The 26379-nt window shown below is 64.0% G+C and carries 23 protein-coding genes and 2 pseudogenes; 21 read left to right on the forward strand and 4 right to left on the reverse strand.

Annotation, left to right across the window (positions count from 1 at the left end; translation table 11 throughout):
- Positions 1-280 precede the first annotated feature (280 nt).
- The gene (locus QA643_RS00105; RefSeq protein ID WP_283031204.1) at positions 281-1975 is read left to right on the forward strand and encodes an AMP-binding protein; all 1695 of its coding nucleotides are present in this window, start codon (positions 281-283) and stop codon (positions 1973-1975) included.
- 447 nt (positions 1976-2422) lie between these two features.
- Here the strand turns inward: QA643_RS00105 and QA643_RS00110 are convergent, their stop codons facing one another.
- Complete coding sequence (locus QA643_RS00110) at positions 2423-2587, reverse strand: hypothetical protein (protein WP_283031205.1); 165 nt, start codon at positions 2585-2587, stop codon at positions 2423-2425.
- A 220-nt stretch (positions 2588-2807) separates the two neighbouring features.
- Here QA643_RS00110 and QA643_RS00115 point away from each other — a divergent pair, with 220 nt between their 5' ends.
- Positions 2808-3068 carry a hypothetical protein gene (locus tag QA643_RS00115; RefSeq protein WP_283035068.1) on the forward strand — a complete coding sequence of 87 codons (261 nt, stop codon included), beginning with the start codon at positions 2808-2810 and terminating at the stop codon, positions 3066-3068.
- Between the two features lie 141 nt (positions 3069-3209).
- Here QA643_RS00115 and QA643_RS00120 read toward each other — a convergent pair whose 3' ends face one another.
- Positions 3210-4211 carry an adenosine kinase gene (locus QA643_RS00120; protein ID WP_283031206.1) on the reverse strand — a complete coding sequence of 334 codons (1002 nt, stop codon included), beginning with the start codon at positions 4209-4211 and terminating at the stop codon, positions 3210-3212.
- A 288-nt stretch (positions 4212-4499) separates the two neighbouring features.
- On the opposite strand from QA643_RS00120, the gene murJ reads away from it, so the two are divergent.
- The 9 genes and pseudogenes from murJ (at position 4500) to QA643_RS00165 (ending at position 13714) form a co-directional block, all read left to right on the forward strand.
- A complete protein-coding gene (murJ, locus tag QA643_RS00125) occupies positions 4500-6059 on the forward strand; it encodes a murein biosynthesis integral membrane protein MurJ (protein ID WP_283035069.1) in 1560 nt (519 codons plus the stop codon).
- 203 nt (positions 6060-6262) lie between these two features.
- The gene (gene trpS, locus QA643_RS00130) at positions 6263-7315 is read left to right on the forward strand and encodes a tryptophan--tRNA ligase (RefSeq protein WP_283031207.1); all 1053 of its coding nucleotides are present in this window, start codon (positions 6263-6265) and stop codon (positions 7313-7315) included.
- Positions 7316-7806: 491 nt separating this feature from the next.
- Complete coding sequence (locus tag QA643_RS00135; protein WP_283031208.1) at positions 7807-8301, forward strand: universal stress protein; 495 nt, start codon at positions 7807-7809, stop codon at positions 8299-8301.
- A 116-nt stretch (positions 8302-8417) separates the two neighbouring features.
- Positions 8418-8987, forward strand: coding sequence for a NifU family protein (locus QA643_RS00140; protein WP_283031209.1), 570 nt, complete (start codon positions 8418-8420; stop codon positions 8985-8987).
- Between the two features lie 151 nt (positions 8988-9138).
- Positions 9139-9831: a tRNA (adenosine(37)-N6)-threonylcarbamoyltransferase complex dimerization subunit type 1 TsaB gene (gene tsaB / locus QA643_RS00145; RefSeq protein ID WP_283031210.1), complete on the forward strand. Its 693-nt coding sequence runs from the start codon at positions 9139-9141 to the stop codon at positions 9829-9831.
- Positions 9831-10313, forward strand: a complete 483-nt coding sequence (gene rimI / locus QA643_RS00150; RefSeq protein ID WP_283035070.1) for a ribosomal protein S18-alanine N-acetyltransferase — start codon at positions 9831-9833, stop codon at positions 10311-10313. Before tsaB ends, rimI begins: the two co-directional genes overlap by 1 nt.
- Before the next feature lie 50 nt (positions 10314-10363).
- Positions 10364-10809 (forward strand): annotated as a pseudogene (locus tag QA643_RS00155) (Fur family transcriptional regulator).
- A 19-nt stretch (positions 10810-10828) separates the two neighbouring features.
- A complete protein-coding gene (locus tag QA643_RS00160; RefSeq protein ID WP_283031211.1) occupies positions 10829-11503 on the forward strand; it encodes an HAD family hydrolase in 675 nt (224 codons plus the stop codon).
- 297 nt (positions 11504-11800) lie between these two features.
- Positions 11801-13714, forward strand: a complete 1914-nt coding sequence (locus QA643_RS00165; RefSeq protein WP_283031212.1) for a glycosyltransferase family 39 protein — start codon at positions 11801-11803, stop codon at positions 13712-13714.
- Positions 13715-13923: 209 nt separating this feature from the next.
- On the opposite strand, the pseudogene QA643_RS00170 reads toward QA643_RS00165, so the two are convergent.
- Both QA643_RS00170 and QA643_RS00175 read right to left on the reverse strand, forming a co-directional pair.
- Positions 13924-14338 (reverse strand): annotated as a pseudogene (locus tag QA643_RS00170) (hypothetical protein).
- On the reverse strand, positions 14335-14586 hold the full coding sequence (locus QA643_RS00175; RefSeq protein WP_283031213.1) for a type II toxin-antitoxin system prevent-host-death family antitoxin: 252 nt from the start codon (positions 14584-14586) through the stop codon (positions 14335-14337). The pseudogene QA643_RS00170 and the gene QA643_RS00175 overlap by 4 nt, the downstream one beginning before the upstream one ends.
- 271 nt (positions 14587-14857) lie before the next feature.
- Here QA643_RS00175 and miaB point away from each other — a divergent pair, with 271 nt between their 5' ends.
- From miaB to QA643_RS00225, 10 genes are all read left to right on the forward strand, one after another.
- A complete protein-coding gene (gene miaB / locus QA643_RS00180; RefSeq protein WP_283031214.1) occupies positions 14858-16264 on the forward strand; it encodes a tRNA (N6-isopentenyl adenosine(37)-C2)-methylthiotransferase MiaB in 1407 nt (468 codons plus the stop codon).
- A gap of 64 nt (positions 16265-16328) precedes the next feature.
- Positions 16329-17324, forward strand: coding sequence for a PhoH family protein (locus QA643_RS00185; protein ID WP_283031215.1), 996 nt, complete (start codon positions 16329-16331; stop codon positions 17322-17324).
- 62 nt (positions 17325-17386) lie between these two features.
- Positions 17387-17911: an rRNA maturation RNase YbeY gene (gene ybeY, locus QA643_RS00190; protein ID WP_283035071.1), complete on the forward strand. Its 525-nt coding sequence runs from the start codon at positions 17387-17389 to the stop codon at positions 17909-17911.
- A 2-nt stretch (positions 17912-17913) separates the two neighbouring features.
- Positions 17914-19032 carry a hemolysin family protein gene (locus QA643_RS00195; RefSeq protein ID WP_283031216.1) on the forward strand — a complete coding sequence of 373 codons (1119 nt, stop codon included), beginning with the start codon at positions 17914-17916 and terminating at the stop codon, positions 19030-19032.
- Positions 19029-20639, forward strand: a complete 1611-nt coding sequence (gene lnt / locus QA643_RS00200) for an apolipoprotein N-acyltransferase (RefSeq protein WP_283031217.1) — start codon at positions 19029-19031, stop codon at positions 20637-20639. The genes QA643_RS00195 and lnt overlap by 4 nt, the downstream gene beginning before the upstream one ends.
- 246 nt (positions 20640-20885) lie before the next feature.
- Positions 20886-21302, forward strand: coding sequence for a helix-turn-helix domain-containing protein (locus QA643_RS00205; RefSeq protein WP_283031218.1), 417 nt, complete (start codon positions 20886-20888; stop codon positions 21300-21302).
- A 136-nt stretch (positions 21303-21438) separates the two neighbouring features.
- Complete coding sequence (locus QA643_RS00210) at positions 21439-22566, forward strand: M20 family metallopeptidase (protein WP_283031219.1); 1128 nt, start codon at positions 21439-21441, stop codon at positions 22564-22566.
- Positions 22563-23306 (forward strand): tRNA (guanosine(46)-N7)-methyltransferase TrmB, encoded by a 744-nt coding sequence (gene trmB, locus QA643_RS00215; RefSeq protein ID WP_283031220.1) that lies wholly within the window; start codon positions 22563-22565, stop codon positions 23304-23306. The genes QA643_RS00210 and trmB overlap by 4 nt, the downstream gene beginning before the upstream one ends.
- A 293-nt stretch (positions 23307-23599) precedes the next feature.
- Complete coding sequence (locus QA643_RS00220) at positions 23600-24052, forward strand: (2Fe-2S)-binding protein (RefSeq protein ID WP_283031221.1); 453 nt, start codon at positions 23600-23602, stop codon at positions 24050-24052.
- Between the two features lie 2 nt (positions 24053-24054).
- Positions 24055-26373 carry a molybdopterin cofactor-binding domain-containing protein gene (locus QA643_RS00225; RefSeq protein ID WP_283031222.1) on the forward strand — a complete coding sequence of 773 codons (2319 nt, stop codon included), beginning with the start codon at positions 24055-24057 and terminating at the stop codon, positions 26371-26373.
- The last annotated feature ends 6 nt before the right edge of the window (positions 26374-26379 follow it).

Here is a 26379-nt window from a genome sequence, read left to right on the forward strand (position 1 = left end):
GGCTCCGGCGGGGCACCCAGTACGCCGCGGCATCTCGGCTTGATCACGGCCGTCTCGACGCCACTCAACGGCAGGGCTGCTGCCTCCTCAAACTAAAACATCGAAAACAACCCCATGCACAGTAGCCCGGCGCGAAGCGTCAAAGGCGCAGCCACATGGCAAATCCTCGCCGCAAAGCGTGCCGCAATCAGACCTATCCATATGATATCATTATGATATTATTCCAGGACGGTCCCCCGACGCCCGTCGGCGACCTGCCCTCAATGCTGGGAGGCATGATTTGACCGACACCATCAACAGCTATGTCTGCGGAACATCCGACGCGCCGCTGCTCGGCGAAACCATCGGGCGCTGCCTCGATCAGGCCGCCGCACGCTGGGGCGATCGGGAAGCGCTGGTATCGCCGAGCCATGGCGTCCGCTGGACGTGGAAGGAATTCGCTGAACGCGTCGACGGGTTGGCCGCGGGCTTTCTCGCGCTCGGCCTCGAACGCGGTGCGCGCATCGGGGTGTGGTCGCTCAACCGCCCCGAATGGACACTGACGCAATTCGCGGCCGCGAAGGCCGGGCTCATCCTCGTCACCATCAATCCGGCCTATCGCCTAAGCGAACTCGAATTCGCTCTCGCAAAAGTCGGCTGCGCGGCGATCGTCACCGCCACCGCCTTCAAGACCTCCAACTACATGGAGATGCTGAACACGCTGCTGCCGGAGCTGGCAACCTCGCAAGCCGGCGAATTGAAATCGGTACGACTGCCGCATCTGCGCGCGGTGATCCAGATCGGCGGGCCGAAATGTCCCGGCACCATCGCGTTCGACGACGTGGCGCAAATGGGCGGCGCGCGGCATCGGGAGCAGCTTGCCGCGCTGGCGGCGACGCTGCAGTTCGACGATGCGGTGAATATTCAATTCACCAGCGGCACGACCGGCTCGCCAAAGGGCGTCACGCTGACCCATCACAACATCCTCAACAACGGCTATTTCGTCGGCCGCGCGATGCGCCTGACGGAAGTGGACCGCATCTGCATTCCGGTGCCGCTCTACCACTGTTTTGGGATGGTGATGGGCAACCTCGCCGCCGTTACGCTCGGCGCCACCATGGTCTATCCCGGCGAGGGCTTTGATCCGCTGGCGACGCTGCAGACCATCGAGAAGGAGAAATGCACCGCGCTCTACGGCGTGCCGACCATGTTCATCGCCGAGATCGATCATCCCGAGTTCTCGCGCTTCGACCTGAAATCGCTGCGCACCGGCATCATGGCGGGCGCGCCCTGCCCGATCGAGGTGATGAAGCGCGTCAACAGCGAGATGAACATGGGCGAGGTGACCATCGCCTATGGTATGACCGAGACGTCGCCGGTCAGCTTTCAGAGTTCGACCGATGATCCCCTCGAACGGCGCGTCTCGACCGTGGGCCGCATCCATCCGCATGTCGAGGTCAAGGTCGTCGACCTCCAGGGACGCGTTGTGCCGCGCGGCGAGCGGGGCGAACTCTGCACCCGCGGCTACAGCGTCATGCTGGGCTATTGGGATGAGACGGAAAAGACCGCCGACGTGCTCGACGCTCAGGGGTGGATGCACACCGGCGACCTCGCCGTGATCGACGCCGAGGGCTATTGCAACATCGTCGGCCGCATCAAGGACATGGTGATCCGCGGCGGCGAGAACCTCTATCCCAGGGAGATCGAGGAATTCCTCTATCGCCATCCAAAAATCCAGGACGTGCAGATCTTCGGCGTCGCCGACGAGCGCTATGGCGAAGAGCTCTGCGCCTGGATCCGCACCCGCCCCGGCGAAACCCTCACTGCTGAGGACGTCCGCGCCTTCTGCCAAGGCCAGATCGCCCACAACAAGATCCCGCGCTACGTCGAATTCGTCGACGAATTCCCCATGACGGTGACGGGGAAGATCCAGAAGTTTCTGATGCGGGAAGCAGTGGAGGCGAAGCTGGGATTGAAGGCGGCGAAGACAGCGTGAGGAGAAGTGAGGGCGGCGCTTGTCGTGTCACACGCACTCACCCCACCCACAGCCGTCATGCCACGCGTATGCGGGGCATCCAGTACGCCGCGGCTTCTCTGTTCGATCATGACCGCTCAACGCCTTCATTGAGGAGCGCAACCGACGGCTCGTCCATCGTAGCTCAACAAGCGAAGGCGGAAAGCAATCCATCCTTCAGCATATGCGGCGCAACAAGATGCCACGGCCGCTCCTCACGCCCATCGAGTCTCGGAGCCGTCGCAACATCAGATCAAATTATCGAAAACACCCTCCTGCAAAGTAGCCTCGCGGCTGGATGTCGTCTGAAATGGCGGATCGGGATCCGCCTCTCTAGCTGATTCACTCGCGCTATTTCAGCTACATTTGATGCCGCTCGGAACACAACGGCTTGGCACATCAGCGCGCTTCCGGGCGGCTGAAACTGCCTCACTGCGGCAGATCCTTGCAGAGCTTGATGACAATCATGACCGTTGAGCCGACTGCTACAACGACCGGGCAGATAAAAGGCAACTCTTCGAGCAGGCTGACAAGGGTCGCCCGTATACGGAGAGTTCTCTTCACCTGCGCGAAGCGCCAGCCTGCCACACCCATCGGGAATCTCCGTTTGGCCCCCAGCGGCGGTCTGATCTTTCAATGCGAGGCGCGCGCCGTCTATAATCCGGACGGGTGTTCCCTTGCGCCAAGTGAATTAACTCTTAAGTTCAGAAACGCACGTTGGTTGGGCGGCGCAGGAACGTGGGGCAGTTGTGCTGCCGTGATGGCCACGCGGCTTGGATAGGACATCGTGCACGCCATGGTCATTCATCGCAGCATGCGGAACTGGATGATGCTGATGCTCGAAAGCAATCGCGTGATCGGACTGCGGATCGCGAAGTTGATGCGCGGCGGAAAAGCGGCCCAACGTGAAGCTCAACTCATGGTGAGCGAAAAAATGCTTGCGGCAGCGAAGGCCGGTACAAGCCTGATGGCTGGTGCCTCTGGAGACAAGATTGTTGAGCAGTACAGAAGGAAGGTGGCCGCAAACGGCAAACGGCTCAGCCGGAAACGAACACGGCGCAAGAGATCACGCTGATCGTTCGGATAATCGCGAGACAAAGCTCCGCAAAGTGGTCGGGTCAGATCCTTCGGCATGTCTCCCACCACGCGTATCAAGCACAAGCTTCTTCTCACGCTGGCGCATGACGGCGGAGAGAGCTCGCGTCCCTTTCCGGCCCTACACTCCCAGCCCGTTCTGCCCCGCCAGCTCTTTCAGCGACACCTGTGGCCTTGCTCCGATGTGCTGGATCACTTCCGCCGCGGCCAGCGCGCCCAAGCGCCCGCACATCTCATAGCTTGCATCCCGCACCAGGCCGAACAGGAAGCCGGCGGCGAAGAGGTCGCCGGCGCCTGTCGTGTCGACCAGCTTCTGGATCGGGAAGGCAGGGGCTGGGGTGATGCCGTCTTTGCTCGCTACCACGCAGCCTTTTTCGCTGCGGGTGACGACGCCGAGTTTTGCATCTGCGCGGAGCTGCTTCAGCGCGCCGTCGAAATCGGAGGTCTGGTACAGCGCGTGCAGCTCGGCCTCGTTTGCGAAGACGAGGTCTACGGTGCCCTTGCGCATCAGGTCCAAGAACTCGTCGCGGTAACGATCGACGCAGAAGGAATCCGACAGCGTCAGCGCCACCTGGCGGCCGGCCTGGTGCGCGATTGAAGCGGCCTTGACGAAGGCTTCCTTGGCGTTCTTGGGGTCCCAGAGATAGCCTTCGAGATAGACGATGCGGGATGCCGCGATCTGCGCCTCATCGATATCAGACGGGTTCAAATCCTGCGCGGCGCCGAGATAGGTGTTCATGGTGCGCTCGCCGTCCGGCGTCACCAGGATGTAGGAGCAGCCCGTGGCGGGGCCGCTTTCCGCCGCCTTGGTCTCATAGGCGACCCCGGCAGCTCTGATATCGTGGGTGTAGAGGCCGCCGATCTGGTCGTTCTTGACCTTGCCGATGAAGGCGGCGCGCGCGCCGAAGCCGGCGACGCCGACAATGGTGTTGGCGCCGGAGCCGCCGCTCATCTCGGTCGCCGGGCCCATATCCCTGTAGATCGCCGCCGCCCGCGCCTCGTCGATCAGCGCCATGCCGCCCTTGGTCATGCCGTGTCTGATAAGAAAGCCCTCGTCGGTCTGCACCAGCACGTCGAAGATCGCGTTGCCGATTCCGAGAACGTCGTATTTTGCGGATGTCATTCGTGCGGCCTGTGTGCGATGGTTGCGTTTGGCTCGGGCTAGCAGATCGGGTTCGCGGCAGCAAGGGAAGGTCCCAACCTCGCCCCGCCTGCGGGGAGAGGTCGGAATTCAAGCGCCAGTTTGAAGTCCGGGTGAGGGGGAGTCTCCGCGCACTCATCTACAGCCGTATTCGCGGAGAGAGCCCCTCACCCCGACCCTCTCCCCGCGAAAGGGCGGAGAGAGGGGGAAGAGGCGGCAGTGCGCGGGGCGGTGGTGTTTGTTTGCTTCTCGCTGCTATACAGCGCCTCGATGATCCGCTCCTTTCTCACGGTATCCACGGGAACGCTGGCGTCGCGGCTGTTGGGCTTTGCGCGGGATTCCGTGCTGGCGGCGCTGCTTGGCGCGGGCGCGGTGGCGGATGCGTTTTTGGCGGCGTTTCAGCTTGTCAATGTTGTCAGGCGGCTGCTCACCGAGGGCGGGCTGAATGCGGCGCTGGTGCCGGCGTGGCTGCGCGTGCGCGAGCGCGGCGGCGCGGCAGAGGCGGCGGCGTTTGCCGGGCGCGTGCTCGGCAGCATCGCCTGCCTCCTGATCGTGGCGACCGCCCTGCTCGCGCTCGTGATGCCGCTTGTCATCGCCGTGCTGGCGCCGGGTTTTGTCGGGCGCGAGACCTTGCAGCTTGCTACGGATAATGCGCGGCTGATGCTGCCGTACCTTGCCTTCGCGGGGCCGGTGACGGTCATGATGGCGCTCCTCAACGCGCAGGGACGTTTTGCGCTGACGGCGTTCTCGCCGCTCTTGTTCAACATCGCGCTGATCGCTGTGATGGCCGTGCTGCTTGCGGCAAAACCCGATGCGGCGCGCGCGGCGCAAGTGATTGCCGCCACCGTCGGCATTGCCGGGCTGTTGCAGCTCTCCGTGCTGGTGCTGCGCCGGGGCGAGGCGCTGGCGTCGCCGCTGCGCATTTCCTTCGACAAAGAGATCCGCGGCTTCCTGGCTAAGGCCGCGCCGGGCATGATGGCGTCAAGCGCGCCGCAGCTCCTGATGGTCGCGGGCGCGATCATCGCATCGTCCTCGCCATCGGCGGTGTCGTGGCTGTATTTCGCTGGTCGACTGGTCGAGCTGCCGCTCGGTATCGTCGGCGTCGCCATGGGTACGGTCCTGATCCCGGAATTATCGCGCGCGGTACGGGCGGATGATCGCGCGACTGTCGCGCATGCGGAATCGCGCGCCCTCGAGCTTGCCGTCGGCCTCGCGCTGCCGGCAACCCTCGGGCTGATGGTGCTGGCCGAGCCGATCGTGCGGCTGCTGTTCGAGCACGGCGCCTTCACCGTTGATGATACGCGCGCCACCGCCCGCGCGCTGATGTGGCTGGCGCTGGCGCTGCCGGCGCATGTGCTGGTGAAGGCGCTGTCGCCGGCGTTCTTCGCGCGCGAGGATACGATGACGCCGCTCCTCGCCGCGCTGCTTGGCGTGGTCCTCGCGGTCGCGGCGGCGTTCCTGCTCGGGCGTTGGTATGGCGCGGACGGCATTGCCGCGGCGATCGCGCTCGGCGCCTGGAGCATGGCGCTCCGCCTGATCCACTGCTGCGCGGAGACATTTGGGTTCTCGATCGATACGGATGCCCGCCGGCGGCTGCCGCGCATCGTGCTCTCGGCACTCGCGATGGGCGCGGTTCTCTGGCTTTTGACACGGTCGCTGCCGGCCCTCGCCATGAGCGCGCACGGCCTCGTGCAGGCCGTCCTGCTGCTTGCCGTGATCGCAGCGGGAATTGCGGCCTACGGCCTGTTTCTACAGCTTTTCGGCGTCACCGGCTGGCGTGAGGCCGTTAGCGCCTTGCGGCGCCGGGACCGCTCCGTCCCCTCATCCTGAGGAGCCCGCGACAAGCGGGCGTCTCGAAGGATGAAGGCCCGTCTGTGGCCTCATGGTTCGCCCGGCGATGCGAAGCATCGTCCGGAGACGCGCGTTCCGCGCTCCTCACCATGAGGGGCGCGAACCGGGCCCTAACGGCTTGCGCTGCTACCTCCCGCGTGGCAAACGACGGCGCGAAACAGCCACCCGCAGGAAGCTGACCAATGGCCTTTGTTGAACGGGTTTTCTCCGGCGTGCAGCCGACCGGTAATCTGCATCTCGGCAATTATCTCGGCGCGATCGTCAACTTCGTGAAGATGCAGCAGACCCATAACTGCATCTATTGCGTCGTCGACATGCACGCGATCACGCAAGGCGTCGACGTCTGGGGCGGCCCGGCGGAGCTGGCGCGCAACACCCGCGAGGTCACCGCGGCCTTCATCGCCGCCGGCATCGATCCGAAGAAGCACATCGTGTTCAACCAGAGCCAGGTCGCCGGCCATGCCGAGCTCGCCTGGATCTTTAATTGCGTGGCGCGGGTCGGCTGGCTCAGCCGCATGACGCAGTTCAAGGAGAAGGCCGGCAAGGACCGCGAGAACGCCTCCGTCGGGCTCTATGATTATCCGGTGCTGATGGCGGCGGACATTTTGCTCTATCGCGCCACCCATGTGCCCGTCGGCGAAGACCAGAAGCAGCATCTGGAGCTCTCGCGCGACATCGCGCAAAAGTTCAACAACGACTTTGGCGATTCGATCCGCGGCCACGGTTTCAACGACGGCGCGTTCTTCCCGCTGCCCGAACCCTTCATCACGGGACCGGCGACGCGGGTGATGAGCCTGCGCGACGGCACCAAGAAGATGTCGAAGTCGGATGCTTCGGATAATTCGCGGATCAACCTGACCGACGATGCGGACCTGATCGCGCAGAAGATCCGCAAGGCCAAGACCGATCCGGAACCGCTGCCGTCGGAGGAAAAGGGCCTGGAGAACCGCCCCGAGGCCGACAACCTCGTCGGCATCTATGCGGCGCTGTCGGACAAGAGCAAGGCTGACGTGCTGAGGGAATTCGGCGGCGGCCAGTTCTCCAGCTTCAAGAGCGCGCTGGTGGAACTTTGCGTCGCCAAGCTCGCGCCGATTGCTTCGGAGATGAAGCGGCTGGTCGCCGACCCCGGCCATGTCGACAGCATTCTGGTCGACGGCGCCGATCGCGCCCGGGTGCTGGCGGATGAAACCATGCGCAAGACCATGGATATTGTCGGTTTCATCCGGAAGCGGTAGCGGGCCTTCGATGAGAGCGCCCGACTTCCAAAGGGACGGCTGGTGCTTTGAAGACGGCGAGGAACGCCATCGCAAAGCCCCGGCGACCTTCTTGATTCCGGACCTCGCGTTGAGACAGCGTCTCCAGCCGGGCGATGTTGCCAAACTGATCTTCAGGATTGCCGTTGAGGGTGACGCGTACGGCGCCACGGAGCGGATGTGGGTGATCGTTCGAGAGCGCACGCCGGACGGCTATGTCGGGATGCTCGAGAACGAGCCTCACTCGATTTCCAAAAACGAGCAGTTTTGGCTTGGAACCGAGCTGCCGTTTCGAATACCGCCACATCATTGCCGTCGGCCTCGCCGACGAAGCAACGACCGCACTTGCGAAGGCTCCCGTACCGATCCCCTGGGATCGTTCAAGTTAGGACAGCCTGCTTCATCGACAGCGCTTGTCGAACGTATCAACGCCGTGGCAGCATGCGGCGGTTTGGCGCAGCACCGGGACATGCATGACCACCCAGCGACGAAGCTACGAGACGGGTCACAAGCCAAAATGCCTTGTCATTGTTGACGACACCGCGGAATGGGACCGCGCGGTGTATTACGCCAGCCGCTGGGCGGTGCGCGTCGGCGGCGGCGTGGTGATGCTGCGCATCATCGCGATCGAAGACCAGAACCAGCAGTGGCTGGGGGTCGCCGACATCATGCGCGCCGAGGCCGAGGAAGCCGCCAACGAGGCGCTCGACCGCGCCTCGGGGCGCGCCAATGGCATCGCCGCGATCACCCCGGAGCGGGTGATTCGCGAGGGCGAGCCGACCGCCCAGATCCTGGACGTGATCGACAAGGACGTCGACATTTCCATGCTGGTGCTGGCCGCCAATCCCGGCCCCGAAGGCCCAGGCCCGCTGATCAGCATGATGGCCCAGGCCGCCGGCTCGTTCCCGATCCCGGTCGTCATCGTGCCGGGGGATCTCAGCGATTCGGACATCGACGGGCTGTCTTAAGGCTTGATGCCATTACAGAATTGCTGGTTTGCGCCTCTTGATCGTGCGCCGCCCGTCGCCATCTGCTATGCAGACCCCACGCGCCGGCCTTGAACCGGCGACGCCGGAGAAAACAGATGTTCATTCAGACCGAAGCCACGCCCAATCCCGCCACGCTGAAATTCATTCCGGGCCGCACCGTGCTCGACAGCGGCACGATGGAATTTACCAGCCTTGAGGCCGCCGCCCGCTCGCCGCTGGCCGAACGTCTGTTCGCCGTATCCGGCGTTTCGAGTGTGTTTTACGGCTATGATTTCGTCACCGTGACCAAGAAAGACGGCGACTGGCAGCACCTCAAGCCCGCGATCCTCGGCGCCATCATGGAGCACTATATGTCCGGCGCACCGCTGCTCGCCGATGGCAGCGCTGCAGGCGACGATGCCTCCGACGAGGACGGCGAGTTCTTCAACGAGCAGGACGCCGAGACGGTTGCGACCATCAAGGACCTGATCGAGACGCGGGTGCGCCCTGCGGTCGCCAATGACGGCGGCGACATCACCTTCCGCGGCTTCAAGGACGGCGTCGTCTATCTCAACATGAAGGGCGCCTGCTCGGGTTGCCCATCCTCGACCGCGACGCTGCAGCATGGCATCCAGAATCTGCTGCGGCACTTCGTGCCTGATGTGGTGGAAGTCCGGCCGATGTAATTCCGCATCCGTCATTCCGGGATGGTCCGAAGGACCAGACCCGGAATCTCGAGATTCCGGGTTCGATGCTGCGCATCGCCCCGGAATGACTGCGGCGAACGCGCAGCGCAGCACATGACGCTGCGACCACGTGTCTGCTATATCTCTCCCCATGCTGATCCTCTCCATCGATACGGCGCTCGATGCCTGCGCCGCCGCCGTGCTCGACACCGCGGGCGGCGTCATCGCAAAAGAGTCTCAAGCGATGAAGCGCGGCCACGCCGAAGCTTTGATGCCGCTGATCGCTCGCGTGATGAAGGCATCCGGCGTCGCCTTTGCCGCGCTCGACCGCGTGGCCGCGACGACCGGTCCCGGCAGCTTCACCGGGCTGCGCGTCGGCCTTTCCGCCGCCCGCGGCATCGCGCTTGCCGCCGGCAAGCCGGTCGTCGGCGTAACGACCTTGACTGCATTTGCCGCCCCCATCGTCAGCGAGGACAGCGAACATCCCGTGATATCGGCGATCGATGCGCGGCATGATCACGTCTATTTTCAGGCGCTCGGCGGCGATGGCCGTTCGCTGGTCAAGCCGAAAGTGGCACCGATCGCCGAGGCGCTCGAGGCGGCGCGCTTCGGCACCCCGCATCTGGTCGGCAACGCCGCGAAGATTTTGGCCGAGCGCTGGGCGGCCGATGCGCCGCCGTTCAAGGTCGACCAGCAGGCCGCACCCGACATCGCCTGGGTGGCGTGGCTCGGCGCTGCCGTCAATCCGGAGAGCTCGCCGGCACGGCCTTATTATCTACGCGCGCCCGATGCCAAGCCGCCGAAGGATGCATTGGCCGGCGCATTGCCACCATCCGCATCATGATGAATTGGTTCTCCGGCTGGTGGGGCGGCGGCACGGCGGTGATCGAACCGGCCGGCCAGCGCGACGCAGCGCGCCTGGCGCAACTGCACGGCGCATCGTTTCACCGCGGCTGGGGCGAAGGCGAATTCGAGGTGATGCTGACCGAGCGCAACACGCTCGTTCACCGGCTGAGACTAGGGCGCACGATCATCGGCTTTGCGGTGTCGCGCATCGGCGCCGATGAGGCCGAGCTGCTGTCGATCGCCATCGACGCGGCGCAGCGCGGTCGCGGCCTGTCGCGCAACCTGCTGCTGACACATCTTGGTCATCTCGCCGGCCGCGGCGTGCGCAAGGTGTTCCTCGAGGTCGAGGAAAACAATCAGCCGGCGCGGCGACTTTATGAATGGGCCGGATTTGAGGTCATCGGCCGCCGGGAACGTTATTATCAGCAACCCGGCGGGGAGCAATTGAACGCACTTCTGATGCGGCGCGACTTGTCGTAAGATGCGCGGGGTGGCAAAACACCCCGACCTTCCCCGAGGCGTTTGAGACCATGTCCGCATTGAAATCCCCGTCAGCGCAAAAGAATACCGGCATCGAGGCGCGCTGCGCCGCCACCGGCATGCGCATGACCGAGCAGCGCCGCGTGATCGCGCGCGTGCTCGCGGAATCGGTCGACCATCCTGACGTCGAGGAACTCTACCGGCGCTGTGTCGCAGTCGACGACAAGATTTCGATCTCGACGGTCTACCGCACCGTCAAGCTGAGGACGCCGGCATCATCGAGCGGCACGATTTCCGCGAGGGCCGCGCGCGCTACGAGCAGATGCCCGACAGCCATCACGATCATCTGATCAATCTGCGCGACGGCAAGGTGATCGAGTTCACCTCGGAAGAAATCGAAAAGCTGCAGGCCGAAATCGCCCGCAAGCTCGGCTACAAGCTGGTCGATCACCGGCTGGAATTGTATTGCGTGCCGCTCGACGAAGACAAAACTTAAGTCTCGTGAATCATTTTTCGTGAATTTCGACCTCATCATCTTCGACTGCGACGGCGTGCTGGTCGACAGCGAGGTCATTTCATGCCGCGCGCATGCAGAGACCCTGACGCGTCACGGCTATCCGATCACGTCGGAGCAGGTGTTTCATCGCTTCCTCGGCCGCTCGACGAAGCAGGCCAACTCGGAAGTCGAGGCGGAACTCGGCCGCCCGCTGCCGGATGATTTTCATCTGCAGCTACAGGACACGTTGTACCGGACGTTCGAGGCCGACCTCGAAGCCGTGCCGCACATCCACGAAGCGCTCGATGCCATCACCCAGCCGGTCTGCGTCGCATCCAGCGGGTCGCATCAACGCATGCAGATCAGCCTCGGCCGAACCAGGCTCTATGGCCGGTTTGCGCCGAATATCTTTTCGGCCTCGCAGGTCGATAATGGCAAGCCGGCGCCTGATCTGTTTCTGTTCGCGGCCAAGCAGATGAATGTCGCGCCCGTGCGCTGCCTCGTGATCGAGGACAGCGTCGCCGGCATCGCCGCCGCAGTCGCGGCTAACATGCCCGTACTCGGCTTCCACGGCGGCAGCCATTGCCGGGAAGGTTATGGCAAGAGACTATACGGCGCCGGGGCGGCCGTGATCTTCGACGATATGCGGCAACTGCCTGAGCTGATTGTGCGCCTCGGTCGCGCTACAGAATAACATTCGAAGCCCACCTTCGCGCTCTCGTTCCCCGGATGCTGCGCAGCGCGCCGCCCTTGCGGCGTGGTGCGCTGCTGATCCGGGGCCCACAGGCTGCTGCAGCGATGGGTCCCGGCTCTGCGGAGCACCGCTTCCGGACGATGCTGCGCACCGCCTAGACTGCACCGCGCCCGGGACACGATACCTTGCCGCGAGTTAACTGGCCGCGGAATCCGCAGGTGATAATTTCAGGCCAGCCTTGCGCAAGGGGAGCGGCGCATTCTGAAATCGCCCGACAGCCAGATGTTGAAGCGGGCCGTGCCGCTCACGCTCATCGTGGCGCTAGCCGCGCTGGCACGCACCTGGCAGCTTTCGCAGAACGAGTTCGGCCGGCAGTATTACGCCGCGGCCGTGCGCAGCCAGCTCGATAGCTGGCATAATTTCTTCTTCAACTCGTTCGACCCGGCGGGCTTTGTCTCCGTCGACAAGCCGCCGGTGGCGATCTGGTTGCAGGTCGCCAGCGCCAAGCTGCTCGGCTTTGGCGCACTTTCGATCCTGCTCGCCCAGGTGATGGCGGGATTGGCCGCGATCGCCCTCCTCTACGTGCTCGTGCAGAAGGTCTGGGGCCGGACGGCAGGCACTGTGGCCGCGCTGGCGCTCGCGCTCAGCCCGGTCAATGTTGCGGTGGACCGCTCCAACAATACCGAGAGCTGCCTCATCCTGGTGTTGCTAGCAGCGGCGTGGCTCGCGATGCGGGCCGCCGAGAGCGGCCGGCTTACGCTATTCTGCGCCGCGATGGCGACGATCGGCGTCGGCTTCAACGTCAAAATGGGAGCGGCGCTGGTGCTTGCGCCCGTCGTCGCCCTGACGTTCAGCCTTTCCCGCACGGCCGCGCCCGTTGCGTGGCACGTCCAGCGGCAGGTGATCGCCGGTGTCGTCCTCATTGTCGTCTCGCTGTCATGGGCGATCTTGTTCGACCTCACGCCGGCTCGCGACCGGCCCTATGCGGGAAGCACCCGGCATAATTCCATGCTGGAGCTTGCCCTGGTGCATAATGGCGCGGCGCGTTTCATCGGGTCCACGCCCGCCGCCGATCAAGCCGCCGTCCCTGACGCAGCCGCGCCGACAGGCACGGAAGTCCGCCAGCCCGTCCTGACCGACGATTCGCCGACCGGCCCACTCCGCCTGTTCCGGCCGCGGGCCGCGGCACAATTCGCCTGGCTGCTGCCGCTCTCGCTTTTCGGCCTCGTGCTCGCCTGGTCGGATGGGTGGAGAGCGGGCGCGCCGGCATCACGCCGCATCAGCGCTGGTCTATGGACCGGCTGGCTTGCGCTGTACTGGATCGTGCTCAGCTTCGCCGGAGGACTGATCCACACCTATTACGTGGCCGTGTTGGGTCCGCCAGTCGCGGTCTTCTCCGGCATCGCCGCTGCCGGACTGTGGTCGAGATGGAAGGAAGGCAAGCGGATATATTTTCCGCTGATCGTTACGGCCACCGCCGCCTGGCAGGCCTATCTCTGCATCGCGCAGTCCACGACGTTCGGGTCCGACTGGCTCAGTCGCACCTGGCTCACATCGATTGTTACGGCGACGATCTGCGGCGCTCTGCTTTATGCACTTCCGCGCCAGAACAACGGTTTGGCAAAGCTGCTCGCGGTCGCGTCGATCGGCGCATTGCTCACAGCACCGATCCTGACCGCCGCGAGCCTCGTTCTGCGGCGTCCGAACGTTGCCGCACCGGTCGCCAGCATGACCGCATTGCTTGCGCCGTCCGATACCGAGCGGACGGCGGTGAGAACGTCACGGCTGGAAGCGGCCCGCCAGAAGCTCGTGGGCTATCTGATCGCCAATCGGGAGGCCGCGAACCTTCTCGTCGCGGTTCCCAATGCTAACGTCGCCGCTCCGCTCATCATTTCCACCGGCCAGCCTGTGATGGCGATGGGCGGGTATCTCGGCGACGACCCGATCGTCACGCCCGCGGAGCTCGAACGGCTCGCTTCCGACAAGAAATTGCGCTTCGTGATGCTTGGCGGATTTACCCTGGCGCCCGCCAAGCAGGCGGCGGCGATGGAGCCGATCGCGCGATGGGTGCGCGCCAACGGTCGCCCGGTCGACCCAAAGCTGTGGCGCCTGTCCGCATCCCCCGGCACGCCCTACCGCATTAATTTAGGTAACGAGTGGGTGGAGGTCCCGCCGCCAGAACTGTTCGATTTATGGGGGAATGGGGATTGAACCCTGCTGTCATTCCTGGATGGTCCGAAGGACCAGACCTCAGATGCGCCCTTGCGCATCGGGGAATCTCGCAATTCTCAGAAGAGCCCCACGTCGTGGTCGGACCGCAGAGCTATCACCATCTGCCGCAGCTACTGGCGCGCGCCAAAAGCGAAGGCCGCGCGCTCGAGACCGAATTCCCGGATCTGATCTCTTGGCAGGCTCGTCCGTCAACGCTGACGGTTAACGCCGCGCGTTTTGGCGCGGCGGACAATGAATTCTTTCATCAACGGCAGAAAAAACGCCTTGCTGAAGTGGCCGAGTGCCGGCTCCGGCTCAAGGTAGAATGACTGGCTGATGACGTCCTGATTGTATTCATCAAGGATGATCCAGAGGCGCAGCGAAGCATCGAGACCGGCGCGACGCTTTTCCATCTCAGGAATTTCGGCTGCAAAACGATCGGAGGAGGGCGGCTGGCTGGTGATCGGAAACAGCACCAACAAGTCCTCACCTTTCGGCTTGGCAATCCGCACCCACGGCCACCGGGCGAGGCTTGCGGCCTTCCGTCTCCCCGAGCTCAGCTTCGCGCACCCACAAATAGGGAAATCGGATAACGCATCCGGTGCGAAGCTCGTCCCGGCTCACGTCTCATCGCCTTCCCGCTCATAGGCGTCGATCGCCTGCTTGACGTCCTCAAACAGCTCGTCAGGCATTGTCTCCAGCCGGCCGGCATTCCGGGTATCGGCTCTGGCCGTAAGCTTGCGGTAGTCTTCGATGCTGAGCAGCACCAACCGCGGCTTGTTCCGCTGGGTAATGGTGACGGGCCGGCGCAGGGCTTCGGCGATGATGTCTCCCGATTTTCGGGAAAGATCACTGGTGGAATATTGCGTCATCGATCGACCCCAATTACTTATTGCTGTAATATACAGGAATGATGTAATTGCTGCAACCACGCCGGGCTCGGCTATGCCGAGGCGGATAACTCCTGAAAACGAACCTTCGGCGGGCAGGCGCGTCCTTGCGCGCCGGAGATCTCGCGATTCCGGGTAGGGTTCTGGCGCACCGGCCCCGGAATTGACGCCATCACGCTGGATTTCCCGCGCCTTAGCCTATACTTGACCCCTGACGCCGGAATGGCGCTATTCTCACCACCACTCAGGTTCCATGAAGCCGCCGCGCAAGCTGCACATCAAATCCTATGGCTGCCAGATGAATGTCTACGATGCGCAGCGCATGGTGGACACGCTGGCGGGCGAGGGCTTTGTCGAGACCGCAAGCGCCGAGGATGCCGATCTCGTCATCCTCAACACCTGCCATATCCGGGAAAAGGCGTCCGAAAAGGTCTATTCCGAGCTGGGCCGGCTGCGCGTTGCCAAGGATGAGGCCGCGCGCCATGGGCGCGACATGCGCATCGCGGTCGCGGGCTGCGTGGCGCAGGCCGAGGGTGAGGAGATCATCCGCCGCGCGCCGACGGTCGATGTCGTGGTCGGGCCGCAGAGCTATCATCACCTGCCGCAGCTATTGGCGCGCGCCAAAAGCGAGGGCCGCGCCCTGGAGACCGAATTCCCGGTCGAGGACAAGTTCAGCTTCCTGCCCCAGCCCAGGCCCGCTGCGATCCGCGCGCGCGGCATCTCGGCCTTCGTCACGGTGCAGGAAGGCTGCGACAAGTTCTGCACCTTCTGCGTGGTGCCCTATACACGCGGCGCGGAAGTCTCGCGCCCGGTCGCCAAGATCGTCGACGACGTGAAGCGGCTCGCCGACAACGGCGTGCGCGAGATCACCCTGATCGGCCAGAACGTCAACGCCTATCACGGCGAAGGCCCTGATGGACGCATCTGGCCGCTCGGCAAGCTGTTGCACCGGCTTGCCGAAATCGACGGCATCGTGCGGCTGCGCTACTCCACCAGCCATCCGCGCGACGTCGAGGAGACGCTCGTAGCGGCGCACCGCGATCTTCCCGCGCTGATGCCGTTCGTCCACCTTCCGGTGCAATCCGGCTCCGACCGGATTCTCGCCGCCATGAACCGCAAGCATACCGCCGATGATTATCGCCGTGTCATCGACCGTTTTCGTACCGCCCGGCAAGATATTGCGTTTTCATCGGATTTTATCGTCGGCTTCCCCGGCGAAAGCGCGGGAGAATTTGCCGCCACCCTCGCGCTTGTCCGGCAAATCGGATACGCTGCAGCTTATTCGTTCAAATATTCGCCGCGGCCCGGCACGCCGGCGGCGGACCTGCAGGAGACGGTGTCAGCGGCTGAAATGGACGAGCGATTGGTGCGGCTCCAGGAATTGATCGACAGTCAGCAATCGGCCTTCAACACGGCCATGATTGGCAACACTGTCGATGTGCTGTTCGAACGCGCGGCCCGCAATCCCGGCCAGATCGTCGGACGCACCGCCTATCTCCAGCCCGCCCATGTGTTCGCCTCATCAGACATCATCGGGCAGGTGCTGCCGGTCAGGATCGACAGCCTCGAACGTTACAGCCTGCTCGGCGAGCTTGCCGGCCCCGCGGCCTCGCGCGCGGTTCAGACAACCCTTTCTTCTCAAGAAACGTTGGGAGCCTGAACCCTTGCCAAAAAGTGCATCGGATTCGTCTTCGCTCGCTCCCAGCCGCAAATTTGATCGCGACATGCAAATACCGCCCGAGACCCAGGTCGTCATCGATTTCGACGACAACCGAGCCGCTTCCGCCCTGGTCGGCCCCTACGGCCAGAACCTGGCGCTGATCGAACGGCGGCTCGGCATCGTCGTCGATTCCCGCGGCAATCACATCACCATCGCCGGCACCCGCGACGGCTGCGATGCCGCGCGGCGCGTGCTGGAGACGCTCTATGCGCAGGCGTTGCAGGGCCATGACCTCTCGCAGGGCGAGGTCGAAGGCGCGATCCGCGCCGTGATCGCGCAGGGTTCGCTGTTCGAGTTCGATGCCAAGACCGCAAAGCCGCAGTTCGAAACCATCAACCTGCGCAAGCGTCCGGTGCGCGCCCGCACCGCCGCGCAGGATTCCTACATCCGCGCGCTGAAGCGCCACGAGCTGGTGTTCGGCATCGGCCCGGCCGGCACCGGCAAGACTTGGCTCGCGGTAGCGCATGCCGCGCAATTGTTCGAACGCAAGGAAGTCGACCGCATCATCCTGTCGCGGCCCGCGGTCGAGGCCGGCGAGCGGCTCGGCTTCCTGCCCGGCGACTTAAGGGAAAAGGTCGACCCTTACCTTCGGCCGATCTACGACGCGCTGTACGATTTGATGGATGCGCGGATCGTGGAGCGCGCGCTGCAGGCCGGCGAGATCGAGATCGCACCGCTCGCCTTCATGCGCGGCCGCACCCTCACCAATGCCGTCATCATCCTCGACGAGGCGCAGAACACCACCTCGATGCAGATGAAGATGTTTTTGACCCGGCTCGGCGAGAACAGCCGCATGATCGTCACCGGCGACCCCTCACAGGTCGACCTGCCGAACGGCCAGGCTTCGGGGCTCGCCGAGGCCTGCAAGCTGCTCGACAATGTCGAAGGCATTGCGCAGGTGAAATTCACCGCGGAAGACGTCATCCGCCATGAACTGGTGGCGCGGATCGTCGCCGCCTATGAGGGGTTGCCGCAGAAGCCGGCAACCGGAAAATCTTGACCCAGAAATTGTCGGCGCCGGACCTGCTACAGGCGGGCCCGGGCCGTAACCCGAACATTGCAATGCAAAGCGCTGGAACGCTCGTGTCCTCCGTCCTTCCGCTCACCGAAGTTCTCGTCGTCGCCGATTGCTGGCAGACCGAGCCGGATGCCGAGGCGGTGATCCATCGCGCCATCAATGCCGCCGCCGAAATTGCCGATGCCGATGTCGGCGAGGCTGAACTGGCGGTCATGCTGACCGACGATGCCGGCGTCCGCACGCTCAACAACAACTGGCGCGGCATCGACAAGCCGACCAATGTGCTGTCGTTCCCTGCGCTGCAGCCGACCGCGAGCGCACCGGCGGACGCGCCGCGCATGCTCGGCGATATCGCCATCGCCTATGAGACCACGCGCAAAGAGGCCGATGAGGAAGAAAAACCGTTCGATCACCACCTAAGCCATCTTGCGATTCACGGGTTCCTGCATTTGATCGGATACGATCATGAGAAGGACGCCGATGCCGAGGAGATGGAGAGCCTCGAACGGGAGATCCTCGCCCAGCTCGGCATTCCCGACCCCTATGCGGACCGGGAGCGGATGGACTGAAAATGCCGGACTCCGACCCAATACAGGATAATCCGCGCGATACGCGCAACCTGCCGGTCGTCGTACAGGAAGGCGAGGTGCTGCGGCCGCCGGCGGAAAACTGGCTGCTGCGGGCGATCCGCACGCTGTTCGGCTGGAAGTCGGGATCGGTCCGCGCCGATCTTCAGGTCGTGCTCGACGCTTCGACGCCGGACGATGTCGGCTTTTCCGCCATCGAGCGCACCATGCTGCGCAACATCCTCGACCTCAACGAACGGCGCATCGCCGACGTGATGGTGCATCGTGCCGACATCGTCGCGGTGAAACGGGACATTCCGCTTGGCGAGTTGATGAGCCTGTTCGAGAGCGCGGCGCATTCGCGGCTCGTGGTCTACAACGAAACGCTCGACGACCCCGAAGGCATCGTTCACATCCGCGACCTCCTGGCGTTCATGACCGCAAGGGCGCGTGTCGGCGAGACCGCCAAGCCGAAACGGAAAAAGCCGTTTCCGGCCGGCCTCGACCTGCGGGCGGTCGACCTCGCGATGCCGCTCGCCGAGGCCAACATCATCCGCAAGCTGCTCTATGTGCCGCCGTCGATGCGGGCGATCGACCTGCTCGCGCAGATGCAGGCCTCGCGCATCCATCTGGCGCTGGTGGTGGACGAATATGGCGGCACCGACGGGCTGGTGTCGATCGAGGACATCGTCGAGCAGATCGTCGGCGAGATCGACGACGAGCACGACAGCGACGAGCCGCCGTCGATCGTGCGGCAGGGCGACCACATGTTCATCGCGGATGCCCGCGCCAGCCTCGAGGACGCCCGCAAGATGATCGGCGAGGAATTCGACACCGGCGAAGCCAGCGACGAGGTCGCCACCCTCGGCGGCTATCTGGTATCCCAGGTCGGACGGCTGCCGGTACGCGGCGAGGTCATCGCCGGCCCCGGCAATTTCGAGATCGAGGTGCTCGACGCCGATCCGCGGCGGGTCAAGCGGCTGCGGATCGGAATCCGAAAAGAACGTCCGACGCCGCGCACCACGCGTGACCGAGGCCGCCGCGAGGCCACACCCGATACAAGCGTGTCGCCGACCAACGACAACACGCCGCCGGCCTCCGGCGATGGAGCCGGCTCGCAGTGATCCCATCCAGCAAATTCCGCCTCACGGGACTTTCGATCATCCTGGCCTGGGGCTGGAAGCGTGCGGTGATCGCGCTTTCCGCCGGCGCGCTGTCGTCGCTGGCGATGGCGCCGTTCAACGCCTGGCCGGTACTGTTCGTAACCTTTCCGATCGCCGTCTGGTTGATCGACGGCGCGGCGGCCGGAAAATCGCGCGGCCTGCCGGCTGCGGCCATGTCCGGCTTCTGGTTCGGCCTCGGCTATTTCGTGCCCGGGCTTTACTGGATCGGCAACGCCTTCCTGGTGGATGCCCCGACCTTTGCCTGGTTGATGCCGTTCGCGGTGCTCGGCCTGCCGGCCTATCTCGCGCTGTTTCCCGCGCTCGGCTTCGCGCTGGCGCGCCTCCTCTGGACGCGGGATGCCTCGCGGGTGCTGGCGCTCGCGATCGGGCTCACGGTCAGCGAATGGCTGCGCGGCCATGTGTTGTCGGGTTTCCCGTGGAATGCCTTCGGCTACGCGCTGTCGGAACCTCTGGCGCTGGCGCAGGCCGCCTCGCTGATCGGGCTGTGGGGCATGACCTTCGTCGCAGTCGCGATCTTTGCCAGCCCGGCCGTGCTGATCGACGGATCTTCGCGCGGCCGAAAGCCCTGGATCGCGCCGGTCGCGGCGCTCGCGCTGCTGCTGGCCATGGGCATTTTCGGCGCCGTGCGGCTGTCGCTGCAGCCGACCGCACTGACCAAGGTGAAGCTGCGCATCATGCAGCCGAACCTGCAGCAGGACGTCAAATTCAACTACGGCGCCAAGGCCGAGGTGATGCAGAAGTACCTCGCGCTGTCCGACCGCGCCTCAGGTCCGCAATCCACCGGCGTGCGCGACGTGCAGATCCTGATCTGGCCGGAATCGGCTTTCCCCTTTTTCCTGACGCGGGAAGCCGACGCGATGGCAGAGATCGCCGAGCTCTTGCCCAAGGGCACCGTGCTGTTGACCGGCTCGGTGCGCGCCCCCGACGGGCCGCCCGGGATGCGCGTGTCGCGCGCCTACAATTCGATCTATGCGATCGACCATGACGGTGGCGTGCTGTCCGTTTACGATAAGCTGCATCTAGTGCCGTTTGGCGAATACCTGCCGTTTCAGGAATGGATGGAAAAGCTCGGCTTCGTGCAGTTGACCAAGGTGCATGGCGGCTTCATTCCCGGTACACGGCGCCGCGCCATCGAAGTCCCGGACGCACCGCCCGCGCTACCGTTGATTTGTTATGAGGCGATTTTTCCCGGAAATGTGGCAGCACGCGACGAGCGTCCCGGCTGGATCATCAATGTGACCAATGACGGCTGGTTCGGCAATTCGACCGGCCCCTATCAGCATTTGCAGCAGGCGCGCCTGCGTTCGATCGAAGAAGGCTTGCCGATGGTGCGCGCCGCCAACACCGGCATCTCGGCGGTGATCGATCCGTCGGGACGAATTGTGGCACGCCTCGATCTTGGCATCGACGGCGTGCTGGACGCCAGCCTGCCGTCGGCGCTGCCGCCGACGGTTTATGCTCGTCTTGGAGATATCCCGGCAGCCGTGATTGTGGCGGCGGCGCTACTGCTCGTCGTCAGGCGCCGCACAACGAAGCACGCTGCCTGAGATTTACGCGTAGCAAGTTGGCACTGGTTTACTAAAAAACGTCGCGCGCCCGGTTCCCCCAGTTGACAGACAGCCTGCAATTCGCTTTCTGCGGTTGCAAGCCAAGAACAACAACCAGTCAACTTCGTTGCTCAGATCGTCCGCAATTTAACCCGATCCTCCGAGCAGGATTTGACGGTACCGGTGCCTGAGGCATTGCGCTTCCACTGCCTCATCCCCGTCATGCAATCCCAGGAGTGATGCAAGATGTCCACGAAAGCGCCTAATCCCGTAGACAAATATGTCGGGAGCCGCGTCCGGATGCGCCGCATCATGCTGGGCATGAGCCAGGAAAAACTGGGCGAAGCGCTCGGCCTCACCTTCCAGCAGGTGCAGAAATATGAAAAAGGCACCAACCGGGTCGGCGCCAGCCGTCTGCAGCAGATTTCCGAGATCCTGCAAGTGCCGGTGTCGTTTCTGTTCGACGGCGGGCCGAGCGGTGCGGTTAACGGCGACAGCTTCGGTGAAGGCGCCTCCCCGGCCTATGTGTCGGATTTCCTCGCGACATCAGAGGGCTTGGCACTGACACGCGCCTTTACGCGCATCACCGATTCGAAAATGCGGCGCTCGATCGTCGAGCTGGTCGAACAGATCGCCTCGCGAGACGGGCCTGATCCACGCTGATCCTTGTCAGCCGCCCGTTTCAACTACCCGTTTGATAATTTCGTATTCTGGAATATGCCATAATTCCCCGGCGCGCACCTGCGCCGCTTGCGATGTGCAATTGCACATCGGGGAATGACGACGTATCGGATACGACATGACGACATCAAATCCATTCGATCCCGCACCGATCCTCGAGGGCATTCGCCGCTGGGTCGAGATCGAGACCCCGACCGAGGCCCCCGAGCAGGTCAACAAGCTCGCCGCCCTCGTCGCCGAAGGCTATCGCGACCTGCCTGCGACGGTCGAGCGGATCGCCGGACATTCCGGCTGCGGCGATCATCTGCTGGCGCGCTCGTCCTGGGGACAGGACGCACCGGGAATCCTGGTGCTGAGCCATCTCGATACGGTGCATCCGATCGGCTTCATCGAGCGGCTGCCGTTCCGCATTGCGGACGACAGCGCCTTCGGTCCAGGCATCTACGACATGAAGGGCGGCGCCTATCTCGCCTACCATGCGTTCCGGCAGGTTTGCGCCGATAGCGCACGGCCGCCGCTCGGCATCACCCAGCTCTACGTCTCGGACGAGGAAATCGGCAGCCCGACGTCGCGCGCACTGATCGAGGCCGAGGGGAAAAAGGCGAAATACGTGCTGGTGACCGAGCCGGCGCGCGACGGCGGCAAGATCGTCACCGGACGCAAGGGCGTCGGCCGCTTCGAGGTCTTCATCAAGGGCGTGCCCTCGCATGCCGGCTCGCGGCCCGAGGACGGCCGCAGCGCCATTCGCGAGCTCGGCCATGTCATTCAAACGCTGGAGGCGATGAACGACCTTGCGCGCGGCATCACCGTCAATGTCGGCGTCGTCCGCGGCGGCACGCGGCCGAACGTGATCGCAGAGGAAGCTTATGCCGAGGTCGACATGCGCGTGCCGACGATGTCAGATTCGGAGGAGCTGGTCGCCAAGATCCGCACTCTGAAACCGCGCACCGAGGGCGTCACTGTCAAAGTGATCGGCGAGTTGAATCGCCCGCCTTATGAGAAGAGCAATTCGGGCGCTGCGCTCTACGAGCACGCCAAGACGCTCGCTGCCGAAATCGGTTTCGATCTCGTCGATATGTCGACCGGCGGCGGCTCCGACGGCAACTTCACCGCGCCGCATACCGCAACGCTCGACGGGCTTGGCGTCGACGGTCAGGGCGCGCATACCCATTACGAGCAGATGTACATCTCCTCGATCGAGCCGCGCGCGCGGCTGCTCTACCGTCTGTACCAGACGCTGCGATGATGACCGCCCCGCGCGACAACGGCGATGCCGACGCGCCGCCGGATGCGGGCGCGTCGGCGCATGCGCGCGGTTCGTTTTTCGGCCGCCGCAAGGGCCACAAGCTGCGCCTCCACCAGGCCGACTTGATCGACAATCTGCTGCCGCGTCTGTCGCTCGACATCTCTGCGCCGGCGCCGGCGCGGCTCGTTGATCTGTTCGATGGCAAGGCGGAGGACATCAGGCTCGAAATCGGCTTCGGTGGCGGCGAACATCTGATCGCAGAGGCGCAGGCCTTTCCGAACATCGGCTTCATCGGCTGCGAGCCTTACGTCAATGGCATGGCGAAGATCCTGACGCAGATCGAGGCACACAACATCGGCAACATCCGCCTCTACGCGGGCGACGCCGCCGAGCTGCTCGCCTGGGCCCCGCCGCAATCGCTTGTTCGCATCGATCTGATCCATCCCGATCCCTGGCCGAAGCGGCGGCACTGGAAGCGGCGCTTCGTGCAGGACGCTACCGTCAATGCCATGGCGCGCATCCTCAAGAAGGATGGCGAGTTCCGCTTCGTCAGCGACATCGACGATTACTGCGCCTGGACACTGGCGCACCTGATGCGCAGCTCCGAATTTCGCTGGACCGCCGAGCGCGCCAGCGACTGGAAGATGCCGTGGGACAGCTACACCATGACGCGCTATGGCCGCAAAGCCGAGCGCGAAGGCCGCGTTGCGACTTACTTGCGGTTTCGGCGGGTCGGCTGACGACCGCTTGTCGAGCAGCGCGCGTCTCACGTCGCGGAGAACCCAGTTCTTGCAAAAAGCAAAACAAGGCATTGTGAATTCTATTCGCGCCGCATTGTTGTAGTTTTCTGCAACCCTCTTTTGAATAAGAAAAATTCAAAAAGGAGGACGGGCGCGACGCAGATATTCAACAAACATTGAAGTGCAGAGCCTGCAGTTTCTCGGCGGGGTGAGTTTGCTTGGGATCATGTGCTGATCTCCGGGAACAGGTCCTCGCTCCCGACACCAACAGCTTATGAAGAGCGAGGCATGTCATGATCAAATTGAAGATCAATGGTCAGGAACGGAACTGGGATGGAGATCCGGATCTCCCGCTGCTGTGGTTTCTCCGGGATGAGGCGGGCCTGACGGGCACCAAATATGGCTGCGGCCAGGCATTGTGCGGCGCATGCACCGTGATCGTCGACAAGCAGGCCACCCGCGCCTGCATCACCTCGGTGTCCGACGTGGTCGGCCGCGAGGTCACGACGATCGAAGGCCTGCATCCGACCGGCGATCACGCGGTTCAGAAGGCCTGGCGTCAATTGAACGTCCCGCAATGCGGTTTTTGCCAGGCCGGCCAGATCATGCAGGCCGCGGCGCTCCTGATCGAAAATCCAAAACCCAATCACGACCAGATACGCGAAGCGATGGCTGGGAACATCTGCCGCTGCGGCTGCTACCAGCGCATTGAAAATGCGGTTCACCTCGCATCGACGGGGGTTTGATCATGAACATTCTTACCAATCCGAAAAAACTCCGTGGCTTTGAGCGCTACGTCAAGGTCGAGAATATTTCCCGTCGCAACATCCTGAAGGGCCTCGGCCTCGCCGGCGGTTTCGTGCTGGCCGCGCCCGTGATGTCACGCCCGGCGCTTGCCGCGTACCAGACTGGCGCCGACAAGATGCCGCACGGCACCGTGGTGGATCCGCGCGTGTTCGTCGCGATCGCACCCGATGGCACCGTCACAATCGTCGCACACCGCGCCGAGATGGGAACCGGAGTCCGCACCAGCCTGCCGATGATCGTGGCCGAAGAGATGGAAGCCGACTGGTCGCGCGTTCGCGTCCAGCAGGCCCATGGCGACGAGGTCAAATTCGGCAACCAGGACACCGACGGCTCCCGCAGCACGCGTCACTATCTCATGCCGATGCGGCAGATCGGCGCTTCGGCGCGTGCGATGCTGGAGACCGCCGCCGCGAAGCGATGGGGTGTGCCGGCGGCGGAGGTGAAGGCGGTCAACCACGAGGTGGTCCACAGCGCGACCAGCCGCCGCCTTGGCTTTGGCGACCTAGCCGCCGATGCCGCCAAGGAATCGGTACCCAGCGTCGAAGGCCTGAAGCTGAAAGACCCGAAGGATTTTCGTTATCTGGGCAAAGGCCAGATCAGCATGGTCGACCTGCGGGACATCACGGTCGGCGCCGCGCGTTACGGCGCCGACGTTCGCCTGCCCGGCATGAAATACGCCGTGATCGCCCGGCCGCCGGTGACCGGCGGCAAGGTCGCCTCGTTTGACGGCGCGGAGGCGATGAAGGTCTCGGGCGTCGAGAAGGTCATGGAAGTGAAGGGTTGGCCGTGGCCTTCCAAATTCCAGCCGCTCGGCGGGGTCGCGGTGATCGCGCGCAACACCGGCGCCGCGATCAAGGGCCGCGACGCGCTCAAGATCGTCTGGGACGACGGCCCCAACGGCAAATACGACTCTGTCGCCTACCGGACCGAGCTCGAGGAAGCGGCACGCAAGCCCGGTCTCGTGGTGCGCAAGGAAGGCGACGTCGAAGCCGCCTTGAAGGGCGCCGACAAGGTGATCGTCGGCGAATATTATCTGCCGCACCTCGCCCATGTCGCCATGGAGCCGCCGGTGGCGGTCGCCGACGTCAAGGGCGACAGGGCGGAGATCTGGGCGCCGGTGCAAAGCGCCGGCGGAACGCGCGAGGACGTCGCCAAGACGCTCGGCATTCCCGAGGCGAATGTCACCGTCAACGTCACGCTGCTCGGCGGCGGTTTCGGCCGCAAGTCGAAATGCGATTACGCCCTCGAAGCGGCGCTGCTCTCAAAGGAACTCGGCGCGCCCGTCAAGGTGCAATGGACGCGGGAGGACGACATTCGCAACGGCTTCCTGCACACCGTCTCGGTGGAACGCATCGAGGCCGGCCTCGACAAGAGCGGCAAGGTGACGGCCTGGCGGCATCGCAGCGTCGCGCCAAGCATCGCCTCGACCTTTGCCGCCGGTACGAAAAATCAGGCGCCGTTCGAACTCGGCATGGGGCTGGTCGACATGCCCTTCGAGATCGCCAACGTGCAGTGCGAGAATCCGGAAGCGGCCGCGCATACCCGTATCGGCTGGTTCCGCTCGGTGTCGAACATTCCGCGCGCCTTTGCGGTGCAGTCCATGGTCGGGGAAATCGCCCATGCCACCGGCCGCGACCAAAAGGACATGCTGCTCGAACTGATCGGCACGCCACGGATCGTCAAGCTCGATTCCGTAAAAGACCTCTGGAACTATGGCGAGCCCTATGACAGCTATCCGATCGACACCGCGCGGCTGCGCAAGGTCGTCGAGCTGGTCGCCGACAAGGGCGGCTGGGGCCGGTCTGTCCCCAAGGGGCATGGGCTCGGCATTGCCGCGCATCGCAGCTTCGTCAGCTATATCGCGACGATCGTCGAGGTCGCCGTCGACGACAAGGGCAAGCTGACTGTGCCGCGGGTCGATACCGCCATCGATTGCGGAACCTATGTCAATCCGGAGCGGATCCAGTCGCAGATCGAGGGTGCAGCCATCATGGGCCTCAGCCTCGTCAAGCACGGCGCGATCACCTTCAAGGACGGCAAGGTGCAGCAGGGCAATTACGACGACTTCCCTGTCATCCGGATCGACGAGGCACCGGCCGTGACCAACGTCTACATCGTGCCTGCCGGCCCTGATACGCCGCCGAGCGGCGTCGGCGAGCCGGGCGTGCCGCCCTTTGCGCCGGCGCTGATCAACGCGATCTTCGCCGCGACCGGCAAGCGCATCCGCACGCTGCCGATCGGCAAGCAGTTGGAGGCGTAACAGGAA

Origin of the sequence: Bradyrhizobium sp. CB3481, assembly GCF_029714305.1 — a bacterium.
GTDB lineage: Bacteria > Pseudomonadota > Alphaproteobacteria > Rhizobiales > Xanthobacteraceae > Bradyrhizobium.

Excerpts from the sequence above, each read along its gene's own strand:
- QA643_RS00110 (WP_283031205.1), bottom strand. The coding sequence starts at position 2,587 with ATGGGTGTGGCAGGCTGGCGCTTCGCGCAGGTGAAGAGAACTCTCCGT.
- QA643_RS00115 (WP_283035068.1), top strand. The coding sequence starts at position 2,808 with ATGCGGAACTGGATGATGCTGATGCTCGAAAGCAATCGCGTGATCGGA.
- QA643_RS00120 (WP_283031206.1), bottom strand. The coding sequence starts at position 4,211 with ATGACATCCGCAAAATACGACGTTCTCGGAATCGGCAACGCGATCTTC.
- murJ (WP_283035069.1), top strand. The coding sequence starts at position 4,500 with ATGATCCGCTCCTTTCTCACGGTATCCACGGGAACGCTGGCGTCGCGG.
- trpS (WP_283031207.1), top strand. The coding sequence starts at position 6,263 with ATGGCCTTTGTTGAACGGGTTTTCTCCGGCGTGCAGCCGACCGGTAAT.
- QA643_RS00135 (WP_283031208.1), top strand. The coding sequence starts at position 7,807 with ATGACCACCCAGCGACGAAGCTACGAGACGGGTCACAAGCCAAAATGC.
- QA643_RS00140 (WP_283031209.1), top strand. The coding sequence starts at position 8,418 with ATGTTCATTCAGACCGAAGCCACGCCCAATCCCGCCACGCTGAAATTC.
- tsaB (WP_283031210.1), top strand. The coding sequence starts at position 9,139 with ATGCTGATCCTCTCCATCGATACGGCGCTCGATGCCTGCGCCGCCGCC.
- rimI (WP_283035070.1), top strand. The coding sequence starts at position 9,831 with ATGAATTGGTTCTCCGGCTGGTGGGGCGGCGGCACGGCGGTGATCGAA.
- QA643_RS00175 (WP_283031213.1), bottom strand. The coding sequence starts at position 14,586 with ATGACGCAATATTCCACCAGTGATCTTTCCCGAAAATCGGGAGACATC.
- miaB (WP_283031214.1), top strand. The coding sequence starts at position 14,858 with ATGAAGCCGCCGCGCAAGCTGCACATCAAATCCTATGGCTGCCAGATG.
- QA643_RS00185 (WP_283031215.1), top strand. The coding sequence starts at position 16,329 with ATGCAAATACCGCCCGAGACCCAGGTCGTCATCGATTTCGACGACAAC.
- ybeY (WP_283035071.1), top strand. The coding sequence starts at position 17,387 with ATGCAAAGCGCTGGAACGCTCGTGTCCTCCGTCCTTCCGCTCACCGAA.
- QA643_RS00195 (WP_283031216.1), top strand. The coding sequence starts at position 17,914 with ATGCCGGACTCCGACCCAATACAGGATAATCCGCGCGATACGCGCAAC.
- QA643_RS00205 (WP_283031218.1), top strand. The coding sequence starts at position 20,886 with ATGTCCACGAAAGCGCCTAATCCCGTAGACAAATATGTCGGGAGCCGC.
- QA643_RS00210 (WP_283031219.1), top strand. The coding sequence starts at position 21,439 with ATGACGACATCAAATCCATTCGATCCCGCACCGATCCTCGAGGGCATT.
- trmB (WP_283031220.1), top strand. The coding sequence starts at position 22,563 with ATGATGACCGCCCCGCGCGACAACGGCGATGCCGACGCGCCGCCGGAT.
- QA643_RS00220 (WP_283031221.1), top strand. The coding sequence starts at position 23,600 with ATGATCAAATTGAAGATCAATGGTCAGGAACGGAACTGGGATGGAGAT.
- QA643_RS00225 (WP_283031222.1), top strand. The coding sequence starts at position 24,055 with ATGAACATTCTTACCAATCCGAAAAAACTCCGTGGCTTTGAGCGCTAC.